General features: G+C 66.5%; 12 protein-coding genes and 1 pseudogene. 6 read left to right on the top strand and 7 right to left on the bottom strand.

Annotated features, from left to right (window positions below):
• Nucleotides 1–110: 110 nt before the first annotated feature.
• Entirely contained in the window at nucleotides 111–1,703 is a 1,593-nt protein-coding gene (locus THITH_RS02945) for a cytochrome c3 family protein (protein ID WP_156925481.1), read from the top strand.
• A 178-nt stretch (nucleotides 1,704–1,881) separates the two neighbouring features.
• Here the strand turns inward: THITH_RS02945 and THITH_RS02950 are convergent, their stop codons facing one another.
• On the bottom strand, nucleotides 1,882–2,154 hold the full coding sequence (locus THITH_RS02950) for a hypothetical protein (RefSeq protein WP_006745991.1): 273 nt from the start codon (nucleotides 2,152–2,154) through the stop codon (nucleotides 1,882–1,884).
• 58 nt (nucleotides 2,155–2,212) lie between these two features.
• On the opposite strand from THITH_RS02950, the pseudogene THITH_RS18970 reads away from it, so the two are divergent.
• Nucleotides 2,213–2,407: pseudogene (locus THITH_RS18970) on the top strand (hypothetical protein).
• Nucleotides 2,408–2,899: 492 nt separating this feature from the next.
• Nucleotides 2,900–3,181: a hypothetical protein gene (locus tag THITH_RS02955; RefSeq protein ID WP_006745990.1), complete on the top strand. Its 282-nt coding sequence runs from the start codon at nucleotides 2,900–2,902 to the stop codon at nucleotides 3,179–3,181.
• Nucleotides 3,182–3,595: 414 nt separating this feature from the next.
• Here the strand turns inward: THITH_RS02955 and THITH_RS02960 are convergent, their stop codons facing one another.
• The 6 genes from THITH_RS02960 to THITH_RS17485 all read right to left on the bottom strand — a co-directional run bounded on the left by THITH_RS02960 (nucleotide 3,596) and on the right by THITH_RS17485 (nucleotide 10,017).
• On the bottom strand, nucleotides 3,596–4,564 hold the full coding sequence (locus THITH_RS02960; protein WP_006745989.1) for an MBL fold metallo-hydrolase: 969 nt from the start codon (nucleotides 4,562–4,564) through the stop codon (nucleotides 3,596–3,598).
• Nucleotides 4,565–4,993: 429 nt separating this feature from the next.
• A complete protein-coding gene (locus THITH_RS02965; RefSeq protein ID WP_006745988.1) occupies nucleotides 4,994–6,472 on the bottom strand; it encodes a hypothetical protein in 1,479 nt (492 codons plus the stop codon).
• A gap of 543 nt (nucleotides 6,473–7,015) precedes the next feature.
• Nucleotides 7,016–8,086 carry a molybdenum ABC transporter ATP-binding protein gene (modC, locus tag THITH_RS02970; RefSeq protein ID WP_006745987.1) on the bottom strand — a complete coding sequence of 357 codons (1,071 nt, stop codon included), beginning with the start codon at nucleotides 8,084–8,086 and terminating at the stop codon, nucleotides 7,016–7,018.
• A complete protein-coding gene (modB, locus tag THITH_RS02975) occupies nucleotides 8,083–8,769 on the bottom strand; it encodes a molybdate ABC transporter permease subunit (protein ID WP_006745986.1) in 687 nt (228 codons plus the stop codon). Before modB ends, modC begins: the two co-directional genes overlap by 4 nt.
• A 134-nt stretch (nucleotides 8,770–8,903) precedes the next feature.
• Nucleotides 8,904–9,698, bottom strand: coding sequence for a molybdate ABC transporter substrate-binding protein (gene modA / locus THITH_RS02980; protein WP_006745985.1), 795 nt, complete (start codon nucleotides 9,696–9,698; stop codon nucleotides 8,904–8,906).
• A 154-nt stretch (nucleotides 9,699–9,852) separates the two neighbouring features.
• On the bottom strand, nucleotides 9,853–10,017 hold the full coding sequence (locus THITH_RS17485) for a winged helix-turn-helix domain-containing protein (RefSeq protein ID WP_198019462.1): 165 nt from the start codon (nucleotides 10,015–10,017) through the stop codon (nucleotides 9,853–9,855).
• 658 nt (nucleotides 10,018–10,675) lie between these two features.
• On the opposite strand from THITH_RS17485, the gene THITH_RS02985 reads away from it, so the two are divergent.
• From THITH_RS02985 to THITH_RS02995, 3 genes are read left to right on the top strand one after another with little or no spacing between them, the layout of a single operon-like run.
• Nucleotides 10,676–11,230, top strand: a complete 555-nt coding sequence (locus THITH_RS02985; protein WP_232222232.1) for a DUF4255 domain-containing protein — start codon at nucleotides 10,676–10,678, stop codon at nucleotides 11,228–11,230.
• Nucleotides 11,227–12,009: a carboxypeptidase regulatory-like domain-containing protein gene (locus tag THITH_RS02990; RefSeq protein WP_006745982.1), complete on the top strand. Its 783-nt coding sequence runs from the start codon at nucleotides 11,227–11,229 to the stop codon at nucleotides 12,007–12,009. The genes THITH_RS02985 and THITH_RS02990 overlap by 4 nt, the downstream gene beginning before the upstream one ends.
• Before the next feature lie 9 nt (nucleotides 12,010–12,018).
• On the top strand, nucleotides 12,019–14,226 hold the full coding sequence (locus tag THITH_RS02995) for a phage tail sheath family protein (protein ID WP_006745981.1): 2,208 nt from the start codon (nucleotides 12,019–12,021) through the stop codon (nucleotides 14,224–14,226).
• Nucleotides 14,227–14,239: the final 13 nt, after the last annotated feature.

Raw genomic sequence — 14,239 nt, forward strand, 5'->3', positions numbered from 1 at the left:
CGATCGGCGGATGACGCTGCGCTCTTCCGCCCTACGCCTACGCCTTGCGCTTGATGACCAAGGTGCACCGTGTCCGTCCGAGCCGGCGCGCCGTCGGGAGTGTGAAGGCATTGCTCCTGATTGCGGCGTTGCTTCTCACGTTCGGCGCGGGCGCGGACTGCCTGTCCTGCCACGAAGACCATGCGCTGCATCCGGCGGACCCGCATTACGGCCTGGCCGAATCCTGCGCGTCCTGCCACGGGGGCGACCCGACGGCCACCTCGCTGCCGCGGGCTCATTCCCGCCTGATCGGCGCACCCGGCGAGTTGTCCAACGCCAGCCGGGCGTGTGCGGGCTGTCACACCCAGGAGGTGATTCATGTCCTGTCCGGGCTGATGCATACCGGCCGGGGCATGGTGAACGTCACCCGTTTCACCTTCGGCGAAACGCCCCATCCGGAGGGGCTGGGCGACCTGTCGTTCGGCGCCCGGCTCGGTGATTCGCCGGCGGACTCGCTGCTGCGCAAACGCTGCGCAAGCTGCCATCTGGGGCAGCCCCGGCATCAGATCGGCACCGACGATCCGATCGGGAGTCGGGGCGGCGGCTGCCTCGCCTGCCATCTTTCGACCGAACACGGGGGAGGGCACCCGGTGCTGACGAGACGGGTTCGCGACGAGTCGTGCATCGGCTGCCATTCCCGATCGGGCCGGATCGCGCTGAGCTACGCCGGGCTGGCCGAGGTGGACGACGACGCGTTGCATCGGCCCGATACCAGCCGGCTCGGTTATCTGCCCGACGGGCGCCTGGTGGAGCGGATCGCCGCCGACCTGCACCACACGGCGGGCTTGGCCTGCATCGATTGCCATACCAAGCGCGACGTGATGGGGCCCACGAGTGGATTCGCGCATGGCAGCGATGCGGTGGACATCCAGTGTCAGGATTGTCATGCGAACGAGCAGTCTCGGATCACGGTGCAGGACTGGCCGCAGGATCTCGAGGGGCTTCTCGACGCGATCCCGTACCGGGTCACCGATCGAACCGAGTTTCTGGTGACCGAGCGGCGGGGGACGCCACTCTGGCACATCGAGGTGGGGCCGAACGAAAAGCTCCTGCACCGGAAGATTCTCGGCGAACGAGTCCGGATTCCACCGATGTCCGCGACCCACCATCCCGACGACGGGCATCACGACCGCCTCGCGTGCTCGGCGTGCCACAGCGGCTGGGCGCCGCAGTGTTATGGCTGTCACATGGAGTACGATCCGAATCAGGAGCAGTGGGACCATGCACGCCGGGAGTTCACCCCGGGCGCGTGGATCGACGAGCGCTGGGGCATTCGCAACGAACAGCCCCCGCTGGGGATCGACGGCCATGGGCGGATCGTGCCGTTCATTCCCGGGATGATCCGGAGCATCGATCATTCCGAGCTCGCCGGCCCGCGGTTCCGGCGCCTGTTCGCGCCGATCGCACCGCATACCACGGTTCGGGGGCTGGACTGCGCGGCCTGCCATCGCTCGTCCGTCGCGCTGGGGCTCGGCCGCGGACAGTTGCGCCGCGGCACCGCCGGCTGGGAGTTCGAGCCAGCCCGCCCGCTGCTCGAAGACGGGATGCCCGACGACGCGTTCGTCACGCTGGACGGAAAGGCCGGCGAGACCACGCGCCGGCACGCCCGGGGATTCGAGCCCGAGGAACTGCTCCGTATTCTCGACGCGGCGATTCCGGAGTGAGGTCCCGGGGCCGTCACGGACCTGGACAGGGAATCACGGGGGCACGGTGGATTCAGCCCGGGTCGAAACCTTCTTGAGGCTTGCAAGGCCAGCCTGCGGATGGCCGAATATCGCCGCTGTCGCTGACCCATTGCGTGGCCCGGGGGGACCCGCTGGGCAGGGCGTGACCGGCGGCGTATCAGGGGGGCTGCCGACCGTCCCCTGGCTCCGCGGAAGGATCTCCGTCCGGGCGTTCCGTTTCCTCGTCCGATTGGGCCGGATGCTTCTCGTGGGCCAGGCCGGAATCCTTTTCCTCTCCCTTCGGCACCACGGTCAGCACGCCGGAACAGCTGTAGAACACTTGGTCCGCGACCGTGGCGGATACGCATTCAGCGCTCAGCGGTTGCGGGCCGACCAGAACCAGCAGCGTCACGACGATGATGGTTGATGCCTTCGATGGGTAAAGACGCACGGATGCCCCGCCATGAAATGCCCGTATTGCTCCCACTAGGATAGAACATCCGGTTCGCGTGAAAGTTACGGCCTGTCTCGTGTCCCGGGCGACCCGTAGGGCGGAATAGCGCAGCGTCATCCGCCGTACGGCGTTCGCAGGGCCCAGGCGCCCGAGGCAATCCGGGCGCCAGCTGGCGGATGACGGCCTTCTGCCTTTTCCGCCCTACGCCTCTTTCATCATCGGGGGTGGCCACATAGGCCATGAGAGTTAGCGCGAATCGGACGTGCCCCGATGCCTTCGCCGGACTTGACCTGGGAGACCGGCACGGATCGTTGGGTGGTCGGTTGATAAACCCCGGGGCGCGGATCATGGGACCGCCGAAGGGAACCCGGATCCTCTGCCTGCGGCGACCTGTGAGGGAGGAGACTGTGCCAAACACTCAAGCCCGCGAAGCAGATCTCCGCACCCGGATGAACCAGGGAAGCCCTGCACAGGCCCTTCGTGGAACTCATGCGCAGCACGTAGGGACGCTGCTGGAAGATCACCGGCAATCCCGCGGTGGCCGCTGCGTCTCGGGCGGCATACCGTGTCCGGTAGCGTCTTCCGAATACGCTGAGTACCGGGATCCAAGCCCGATGGCATGGCCTTCGAGACTCCCGATTCCTTGATGACAGCCGATCGTCCGAAAAACGAGGTCGCTGGACAGTTTCCTTCCGATGGTCTAGTTCAGTAATTCGAACGATTGTCCGCGTGGGGGCAAACGATGACCGAAGCTGAAAGAGAATCCTGCCTCGTTTCCGCCCTGCTGCGTGACCTGAACAACCAGCGGTTGCCGAAACTGTTTGCAATCAAGGAGCGCCTCGACCGTGGCGAGCTCGCGGATCCGGAGGACATCCGGTATATCCACGACGGCGTGCACGATGCGCTGTGGGTGCGCCGCCTGTGCGAGCGCCATCCGGACCTGGCGTCGATCTGCACTCAGGTGACCAAGCTGTACAAGGAAATCACCGAGCAGGCCCTGGAGAACGAGACGCGAGTCCACTGACCGCCCGGGATATCGTTCCGAGCCCTGCACCGCACGGGGCCTTCACCAGCAGCATCGGACGCAGATCGCGTCCAGTCTACCGATCTTCGGATTCCGTGCCCGCGGCCTCAGGCATCCGTCGCCCCTCGCGGGAGCCGATATACGATGGCCGAGAGACAGCAGAAGATCATTCCACATCTTTGGTTCGACTTGCAGCGGACGGGCCGCTACGCGGCTCCCGGTGGCGATCCCTGCACAGGTAGTGAACGCGTGCGCTGATCTCCCAGGCGTCGGACGCGATCCAGGTGAAGGGATAGTGCGGGTTGAACCGGTAGGGTTGCTGCCGACGCGGTTGAGACAGACCGAACGGGCGTCCAAGCGCCCATTCAGTCCAGGAATCTGGGCGACCCGAAAACGTTTCGACAGGTGAAGCGTCTACAGGGCCGCTTCGAGGAACAGGTAGGTGCGGTTCACGTTGACCCGATGCCAGTCGTCGTAGTGTCGCAGATGCTGGAACTGCGGAGGCTCGGCGATGCGCGCCACCGTGTCGTCCAACGTTTCCCAGTCGTCGAGGCCGGCCCGCACCTCGTGGATCACGAACTCCAGATAGTCGCCAGTATCGCGCCGGGCAGTCGCCAGGTCGGTCGCGGCGCCGTGACCCGGAACCACGATGCCGGGGTCGAGTTCCTCGAGCCTGCGGAAGCTTTCCAGCTTGCCGACCGGGTCGCTCTGCGGGTGAATGCCCAGCATGCGCTCGGTGTAGACGACGTCGCCGGTGAACACGACATCCTCGTTCGGCAGGTGCAGCATGCTGTCGCCGGGGAAGTGGGCGTTCGCGACGAATATCAGTTCGAACTGCACGCCGCCGATCTCGAACGTGTGCCGGTCGGCACCGACCGGATCAGGCGCGGTCACCGGTTCGGTGCCGGCCATCGCCTCCTCGCCCAGGGTCCGGGTCAGGCGGTCCAAATGCGTCGCGGCGAAGCGTTCCTGGGTTTCGGCGGTCCGCTGCAATGCGATGATCTCCGCACCGTGTTCGAGGAACCAGCCGTTGCCCAGCCAGCGGTGATCCTGGCTGCCGAGATTGATCACGTGGGTGATCGGCTGGTCGGTCACCGATGCCACCGCCTCGGCGATCATGGCCGCGACCTGGTAGCCGGGGCCGCTGTCGATCAGCACCACCCCGGCATCGGTGACCACGAAGCCGACATTGTTGTTCATGCCCAGGTTCACCGGCGTGCGCGCCTCGATCGACCCGTAGAAGTAATAGACCCGGTCGGTCAACTGGATCGGCTCGAGGATCTCGTCGATCGGCCGGTCGGCATCCGCTTGGGCGGCGGCAGTGGTCAGGACCAGCAGTACGACGGCGGCGGCCGCGGACAGTGCAGCTAGACGGCGATGCATGGACGGCTCCGGTGTGATGATGGTTTCGATGCTTGCAGGACGGCGGGCAGGTTGGATGAATTCCCTGTGCAGGGGGGCTTCAGGAAATATAAACGCTTGCGGTCACCGGCCGCGACCGAAGGAACAAAGCATTGGGCCCGCGACGGAGCAATCCCTCAGCGAACGCGGTGTCAGCCGGGCGCCGCTGTTCGGGAGGGCTTCCGGCTCGGTTGGCGAAAACATTGGGTGCATGCCTCGCATCCCCGTGCTGGCGTGTCTGCCAGGAGTGGGTCCGGCACCCTGCAAGTCGCTCTCCCGATGGGTCACCCGGGTCGGACCAGCGGCACTGGCGCTGGTATTCGCGCCAGGTGGGGGAGGCCGACCGGAACCCGGGATTCCCATCGTGTGGGGCATGGCCCCTCCTGCTGTCCCGCATGTCTGGTGCAGATCTCAGTTCGGTTCCTGGCTTCCCGGGATCCAGCCCAGATGGTGAAGGTGTACCGACTCCCACTCCAGCGCCTCTCCCGGTTCCAAGGTGATCGTTTCCAGCGTGGCGCGGGCTGTGTTGAGCGATTCCAGGATGAGCCGGACCCGGCCTGCGTCGGACACCTCCAGCAGATGGATTCGCAGCTGCGCCGCGGGCAGCTGCCCGGACTGCCACGGCCAGAGGGCCACCTGGTTCCGCCGGGGACCCCAGCGCCCGTCCCGCCACAGGAGCATCACAGGAGCACCCGTGGGCTCGACGGCGGGCGTCGACTGCTCCGGCGTATCGGCCACCTGCACCAGCAGCGTTCCGCTCGGTACCGGAAGCAGCGTTCGCGCGTCGAAACCCGGTGCCGCGACCACGTCTCTGGGAATCTCGAGTGAATGGCCCGCCAACGCCAGCGTGAATGCCGAGACTGCGGGAAACACCCGGGCAATTTCCCGCATGGCGCTGTTCGCCTCGTTCCAGTTTGCTTCCAACACTCGGATGTCATGGGGCAACACGGGCGCGGGTGCCTGTTCGCAACGTTGAATATGCACCGTGTCCGCTGACCCGCGAGCGCATAGCTCGCCCGTCCGGAATCTCGAGGGCAGTCTTTCCAGGACCTCGGCCAGATCCGCTTGGCTGGGTGTCCTGCTCAACCCCGCGGCGTCGTAGTCGACGGCGAGAGCCTGAGCCCCGCGGGCGAGACCAGGCTGAGGCCACTCCATCTCGGCAATGATCACGTCACCGCGGCGTACCTGAAGGTGCACTCGATCCACATTGACCCGTTCGGTGAGACGGTCGGCCCCGCCCGGTCGCATCGGAGCGGCGTCGCCGGCCAGCGCACGCAGCGAGGCGAGCGACCGGTAGTTGCCGAACGCCTGCTCTGGCCACGCCACTTCCAGGAGCAGTACGCCGGCCTCGTGCTGAAAATCCATCCGTGCCCCCGGAGGCAGTGTCCGGTTTGCCAGTGCCTCGACTGCACCGGGGAGTCCTGCACGCTCCGCGCGCAACGCCTGTTCCTGGTTCCAGGCATGCTGGATCGGAAACGCCGCAATGCTGGCGATCGCCGCAACCCCAAGTCGCGCGATGAAGCGACCGCGCCTGAGCCATGGCTCCTGCGGGTGGTGGTAAAGAGCCGCAAAGGCCACGGCCGGCAGCCACCATCCCACCATCGTCACCGCGCGCAGCCCGATGGTGTCCCAGGCCGACACCCCGGATGCGGCGCGAACCCAGTACAGGCTGCTCAACACCACTGCCATCACGGCGATCACCACCAGATCCGCGGACCCCGGATTCCTTGCGGCCGATGCCGGAGCCGACCGTATGAACCGGGTTGACGCAGCCAGGAGGATCACCACCAGGAACACGCCGAGCAATCCTTCGCGCAGGAAAGCCGGTGGAGCCAAGCCTGCAAGTGCCAGGAACAGGGCCGCAAGGGCCAAGGGGTACAACCAACCCATTACACGACCTCTCCGGATCATCACGGAAGCTCCGCAAATCGGCACGCTCCGTCTTCCATACCACCGTCATCGCGAGAAGCGTAGCCTTTGGCCGCAAGCGCAGCGTGGCGGGACGTGGCGATCCAAGCGGCGTTAGTCGACGTGAAAGTCGCTACCATGCCCGCGCGCCGTGTGGGAGCGTGCCTTGCACGCGAACGCGCCGCAGGCGCGCCTGGAGTGAAACAACACGGCTTCTCTCGGGTGCGACGTGTAGGGCCAAAGAGCGCAGCGTCATCCGCCGTGCCGCGGTCGGATCGCCCCCCGCGCGCCCCCGCGGTAATCCCGGCCTGGGAATGGCGGATGACGGCCTTCGGCTTCTTCCGCCCTGCGCGTCTTGCATCATCGGGGATGGCTCGCCTGCGCCATGGAAGCTGGTGCCGCGGCAAATGGCTGCGGTCTTCGCCGATATCCACAGTCAGATGGTGGAGCAACGGTGTGCTGGGGCGTTCGCATGCACACCGGGGGCGGTGCGGTCATCCGCTGGCCGTGGCAGGCTCCAGCGTATCATCCCATCAATGCCACTGACTTGATCAACGCGTAGGCCTGTGTGCCGGGACGCAGCGCGAGTTGCTCGACCGCCCAGGGCGTGACCTCGGCGAGCAGGAGCTGCCGGTCGTGCAGGCGGGTCGCGACCAGGCAACGGCCTGCGCGCGGGGCGTCGATCCGCTCCACCTGCACTTTCAGGTGATTCTGGATGCTGATCCGGCGCGGGTCGTCGAGCGCGAGGCTGACGTCGCGCGCGAGGATGCGGACCCGGGTCTGTTGCCCCGCGGGCCATGCGTCGTCAGCGGGCAGCCAGAGGCGGGCACCTTCGGGGCCGAACGGCCGCAGCCCGTGCTCATTGGCCGGTCCAAGCCGACCCTCGAGCACCGACGCCGCGCCCTCGTCGGCAAACAGCGGCGAATCGGGGCGGGCGAGGGCCTGCCGCAATGGCTCGCTGCGCTCGACCCGGCCGTCGCGCATGAGCACCACGCGGTCGGCGAGCCGCTCGACCTCGTCCGGCGCATGGGTGACCAGCACGATCGGAACCCCCGCCTCGCCCGCCATGCGTGACAGGAACGGCATGATCTCGCGCTTGGTCTGGGTGTCCAGCGCAGCCATCGGCTCGTCCAGCAGCAGCAGCTGCGGGCTGGTGAGCAACGCGCGGCCGAGCGACACGCGCTGGCGCTGGCCGCCGGAGATGCGGTCGATCGGGCGGTCGAGCAGTTCGCCGATGCCGAGCATGTCGGTGATCTCGCGCAGGTGCAGGCGCCGATGCGCCCTGGGCGTGCGCTTGTAGCCATACAGCAGGTTGCCGCGAACGGACAGGTGCGGCAGCAGGCTGTGTTCCTGGAACACGAGCCCGATGCGCCGCTTGTGCAGCGGCACGAAACGGCGCCCCCGCTGCCAGACCTGATCGCCGAAACGGACCTCGGCCCCACGCACCTTCTCCAGGCCCGCGGCGATGCGCAGCAGCGTCGTCTTTCCGCAGCCGGAGCGCCCGAACAGCGAGGTCACCCCGTCCCGGGGGATCTCGAGGTCGACGTCGAGCCGGAAGCTGCCCCGATCCAGCAGCGCCCGCAGTGCGAGGCTCATACCTTCGCCACCGCGAAGCGGCGCGTGATCGAATAGACGATGACCAGTGTCAGGAATGCGAATACCAGCAGCATCGCGGAGAGCCGGTGTGCGGCTTCGTAGTTCATCGCCTCGGCATGGTCGTAGATCAGCACCGACAGCACCTTGGTTTCTCCGGGAATGCTGCCTCCCAGCATCAGGATGACTCCGAACTCGCCGATGGTATGCGCGAAGGTCAGCGTGGCCGCGACGACGAAACCGCCGCGTGTCAGCGGCAGGATCACGGTGAAGAAACGGTCGAACAGGCCGGCCCCGAGGCTGCTCGCCACCTCGACCGGACGTTTGCCGAGGTTGTGGAACGCCTCGGTCAGCGGCTGCACCGCGAACGGCATCGAGTACAGCACTGACGCGACCAGGATGCCCTCGAAGGTGAACGCCAGATGATGCAACCCGACCGACTCCAGCGTGCCGCCGACAAACCCGCGCGGGCCGAGCACGATCAGCAGGTAGAACCCGAGCACCGTCGGTGGCAGCACCAGCGGCAGCGCGACGACCGCCTGCACCGCCACCCGCGCCGCGGAACGCCCGCTGGCGAGCCACCAGGCGATCGGCGTGGCGAGAATCAGCAGGATGATCGTGGTGTACAGGCACAGTCTGAACGTCAGCTCGATCGCCTGCCAGTCTTCGGGCCCGAGTCCGAGCATGTCCTATCCTCTGTCCAGTCCCAGGGTAGGGCGGAAAAGGCCGAAGGCCGTCATCCGCCGAGCGGCGCCCGAGGCAACCCTCACGGGAGGTGGCGCTGGACGCTGCATGGCGGATGACGCTGCGCTCTTCCGTCCTACGAGCCGGCGTCCGTGCCCGGAATCACGAAGCCGTAACGTTCCATGATGCCGTGCGCCTCGTCGGTCGCCATGAAGTCGGCAAACGTCTTCGCGGCTCTGTTGTTTTCCGCGCGCCTGGTCACGATGTACGCCTGGGTCAAGGGCTCGTGCAGCGCATCGTCGATCAGGTGGTGCGGGTGTTCCGCGAGCGCCGGAAACCGGGCCAGCGACAGCGCGATGATGCCGACGTTGGCAGCGCCCGACTCGACCATCTGGGCGGTGTGGGCGATGTTCTCGCCAAAGACCAGCCGCGGCTGCACGGCCTCCCAGACTCCGGCCGACTCCATCGCCTCCTGCGCGCGCAGTCCGTAGGGCGCATGCGCGGGTTGGGCGATCGCGATGCGGCGGATGCGGGGGGCCGCCGGAAGGTCCTCGAGCCGCAGTTCCGAGGCATCGAGCGTATTGCTCCAGATCACGATCCGGCCGATCGCATAGACCTCCGGCTCGGTGGTCGTGAGGCCTGCCTCCTTCAGCCGTTCGGGGAAGGCGATGTCCGCGGAGAAGAACACGTCGAACGGGGCCCCGTTGATGATCTGGGTGGTCATCTTGCCCGAGGATCCGTAGATGACGTTGAACCGTTGCTCCGGATGCCGCTCGCGGTAGATCTCGGCGATGTCGTCCAGTGCGTAGCGCAGGTCCGCCGCCGCCGCGATGGTGAACCGCTCCGCGTAGGCCGGTTGGGCGAACGGCAGGAAGACAGCGAGAAGAACGGCTGCGAACCAATGCGATACCCGGAGATCACGATGTCTCATCGTCAGGATCCTCGCTGTGGCTTCAAGGTTTGTCCCCGGACATCCGCCGATCTGCGTGGGGAGCAGGCTTGCATGCGGTACGGGCCGCATTGTCGGTCGCCGGTATTCGTGTCGGGTCATTCGGACACCGCGTGGAGCACGTGCCGCGCCTTGTTCAGCGCGCAGGCCTGGGCGCCTGGTAGCTCATGCGCGTCGCCCGGGCTGCAGCCGAAATCGAGCCGGTCGCCTCGATGTTCTCCAACAGTGCGATACGTCCATGCCCGAGGAAACCCTTGCCGTCGACATTTGGCCAGAATCGGACGTCAACATCTGTCTTCATAATCTCCCCCATCGGGTTCGTTATATACTGAAACGCCTAACGAGGGGCAAGCTGCCTCGCGTCGGCTGTCCCCATTCTTCTATCGGTCCGTTGCGTGTCCTCGAGCTTCCGGACCAGTCGCTCGAATTCAAGTCGCGGCACACATTAAGGAAGCTGACGAAGTACAGTGGTATGGTAGGCCAAAGCCCGATTCCTCGTTTCGCTTCAACGTTTTGTGGTGAAACCATTGTGTCGAAAACGGCCCAGAAATCGGGCCATCTCTTTGAATCAGGTAGCAGTGGGTTCGACTCCGCCCAGCGTCTCAAGGCCACCCTGGAGAACCATCGCACCGTGTGCAAACACCACATCTCGCAGAAGGCACTCCAGCACCGCACCCCGATCGACGCCCTCAAACAATGGCAAACCGACCACCCCGAGCTCCTCGTAAAGCGTGTATATAATCACGCGGGTCTTGACACCTGGATCCTGATAGTTGACATATATAGATCCCGGGTCTAGCTTCCTTCCTGCCGCTTGTTGGGCGTTTGCGCGCTCGCTCGTCAGGCAAGTGCCAAGTGTATCCAGCGGGCGGGTCGGCCGTGAGGGCGGCCAGATTACGCGTGCCAGGAAGCGGGGGGCTGCGAGTGTGGCGTCGTATCGGGGGGTCAAGGCATCGTTGTTGGCACTCGCGGAGTTCCTTTCGCGCCGGCTGCCCGACGAACTCCGTGACGACCCGGTCAATGGGCGTGTGTCCCTGCTCGGCAGCGCCGACGTCGCCACGCCGCTGGCCGGCAACCTGCTGGGCATCTATCTGCACCGGGTGGTCGTCGATCCCCATGGCCGGAGTCGGCACTTTCCACAAACCGGCACCGGTGCAGACGTGCCGCGGGCCGAGCTGCCGCTCAATCTGCACGTCCTGCTGATCGCGAATGGCACGAGCCCCGAGAACGAAGCGGACCTGCTGACCTGGGCCATGCTCGAACTCGCGAATGACTGCCAGCTGGACGTGGCGCACATGGTCGAGATCGATGATGGCTGGGGTGAGCGCGAACTGCTCACGGTGATGCCGGAAGAAATGTCTACGGAGGACCTGATGCGAATCTGGGACGTCTTCGAGGCCAAGTACACGAGTACCGCGCCCTATGTGCTGCGCACGGTGAGGCTCAGACTCAGGCCGCCGCGCAGCGAGGGACCGCCGGTGACGACGCGCGTGCTGCCCGCGGGAGCCTTGTGAATCTGCGCGTACTCGAGACCAACGTCCTGCACGCGGGGGACGTGGTGTATTTCCTGGACGCGACCACGGGCACCCACGCGGATGACCGGGAACGCGTGGACGCCACGCTCGACATCGAACTCAGCAACCCGCCGCCGCGCCTGCGCTGGCTTCAGAAGGCCGGAGCCTGGGCATTGTGGCTCCGGCCGGATGACGACGACGGCGTGGTCGCAGGCATGGCCGGCGACGCTGCGCGCAGCCGGCCTGCCGCGCCGCCGCTGCGCCTGGTTGGGCGCATGCGCGACCCCCACGCCCGCTACAACCCGCGCAGCTTCGATATCACGGTGGGCGACGGTGGCGGCCATGCACTGCTGCTCTACCCGAGTCCGCTCGGGAGCCGTCTGCCCGGGGGAGGGGCCCTGATCGGGACGGTCCGACGCGCGGACGGCACCCCACTGCCCTGGGCGCTGCTGGATCTCACCGTTGCCGCGCCCGAAGCCAGCCTCGCGTTCGTGGCCCAGACCGACGCCCATGGCGACTTCGTGCTGGGGCTGCGTCGCCTGCCGCCGCTACCGGAGAGCGTCGAGCACTATCCCGCGCAACTGACGATCCGCGCGCACCCGGTGGCGGATCCCCGCGTGCCGGCTGACCCGGCCGCGGCCGACGTTGCGCTCGACATCGAGGCTGCCGACGACTCGGGATTCCATGCCCACATCGCGCTCAGCATTACGCCGGGCGAGGTCCGCTTGTTGAGATCGTTCGACAAGAACCACCTCGCGGTGCAACCACGCCAACCCTAGGAGGTCACCATGTCCCAGTACCTTGCGCCCGGCGTATTTGTCGAGGAAGTCAGCTTCCGTGCCAAGTCGATCGAGGGCGTTGGCACCAGCGTTGCCGCCATCGTCGGGCCCACGCGCACCGGACCGTTGCGCGGGAAACCCGAGATCGTCACGAGCTTCGGCGAGTTCGAGCGCATCTATGGCGATAGCGGGAATCTGAGCCTGGGCGGTCATTCGGTGCTGAACCACACCGCGATTGCAGCCCGCGCCTTTTTCGACAACGGAGGCAAGCAGCTCTTCGTGGCCCGTACCCTGGCAGGGATCAACAACACCGATGCCGACGGTGGAGGCAGCACCGCCGAGGTCTCGACCGCGGCGGATCCCGGCGCCGTGGTGACCTTCCGCAGCCGCTTTCCCGGGGTGGCCGGAGACTACACGCTGGAATTGCACTGGCGGGACAGCGAGAATCTGCTGCGTTCCCAATCCACGACCGCACCGCTGGCCGACGGCGAATTGGCGCATCTGGAGGCGACCGGGCTGCCGGGGGACGTGCGCGTGGGCGATATCGGCGACCGGGCCCCGGATGTGCGTTTTCCGATCGCCGTCAGCGGGCTGGTTCGCAGGGTCGGCGACCACTACGTGCTGGTGGGTAACCAGGCCGTGATCGAGACCGCCGATGCCGAAGCGCTCGCAGCGGAGGATCTCCGTCCGGAAGGTGCTCCGGATTCCGATGAAGGTGTACTGGCGGCCGACGCGGTGGTCAACGCCGCCGGGGCAAGTGTGCGCTTCACGCGTGTCCACGCGAAGGCCCCTGCGGGCGGCGCGCTGGCCGACGGCAGCTTCGCCACGCTCACGCTGCAGGAAGCGACGGATCTCTCCGACAGCACCGGTGGATCCCACTGGGGCAACCTGACGGTTCTGCACGGCACCTTGAACGCGGAGGGCACGGTCTTCACGGTCAGCGCCGCGGTCAATTCCGGCGTGGAGGACCCGATCGAACTGCAGCTGACGGCCCTGGCCGCTGCGCCGTCGGCGGCTTCGGCGAGCATTGTGCTGCGCAACTTCGACATTGACGTGCGTTCGGGCGGAGCCGACGGGAGGATCGTCTACACCTACGCCAATGTGTCGACGGCCCCAGGCGGCGAACGCAGCCTGCCCCGGGTGCTGTCCCCGAGGCCCGCGAGGCACTACGACAGCCTGACCAGTCCCGTCGCGTGCAGCCTGGCCGACGGCGCCACGGGGGAGACCATACGGGCGGCGCTGTACGCGATGTTCGATGACGACGCGCTTCAGCCACCGCCTCTATCGGTCGAGGAGCCACGCTACCTGATCCGGTTGTCCGGCGGATCCGACGGCAACGTGCCGACCGCATCCGACTATGCCGGTGTTGTCGACGAGGTGAACGGCAGCACGGGCCTTGCCGCGCTCGAGGACATCGAAGACATCTCGATCGTAATGACACCTGCAGCCGCCGCGCACCCGAACAGCCACCAGGCGGTGGTCGTCGAGATGCAGAAGCACTGCCGCAGGATGCGCTACCGAATCGGCATCGTCGACTCGCAACAGGGCATGGCGCTGTCCCAGGTCCGTGATTTCGGGTCCAATTTCGACGACTCCCGGCTGGCTCTGTACTACCCGTGGGTCGTGATCTCCGACCCGCGCGGTCTCGAGGAGCACATCACGGTGCCGCCGGCCGGCTTCATAGCCGGAATCTACGCCAATACCGACGTCACCCGCGGCGTGCACAAGGCGCCGGCAAACGAACCGGTGATCGGCGCGCTGCGTTTTGCCCAGGAGGTCAACCGGTTCCAGCAGGAACTGCTGAACCCGGCGGGCATCAACTGCCTGCGCTCGTTCCCCGGTCGTGGTCATCGCGTCTGGGGCGGGCGCACCCTCTCGAGCGACCCGGAGTGGATCTACGTCAACGTCCGCCGCTATTTCCTCTACCTCGAGCGATCCATCGATCGCTCGACCCAATGGGTGGTGTTCGAGCCCAACGGCGAGCGGCTGTGGGCGAACGTGCGCTCGTCGGTCGAGGATTTCCTCTACAACGAGTGGTTCAACGGTCGCCTGCTCGGCTCCTCGCCAAAGGCGGCCTACTTCGTGCGCTGCGACCGCAGCACCATGACCCAGAACGATCTGGACAACGGCCGCCTGGTCTGCGAGGTGGGCGTGGCTGCCCTGAAGCCGGCCGAGTTCGTGATTTTCCGCATCGGCCAGAAGACGGCTGACGCCTGAGCCCAAGGAGACA

Origin of the sequence: Thioalkalivibrio paradoxus ARh 1 (assembly GCF_000227685.2) — a bacterium.
GTDB lineage: Bacteria > Pseudomonadota > Gammaproteobacteria > Ectothiorhodospirales > Ectothiorhodospiraceae > Thioalkalivibrio > Thioalkalivibrio paradoxus.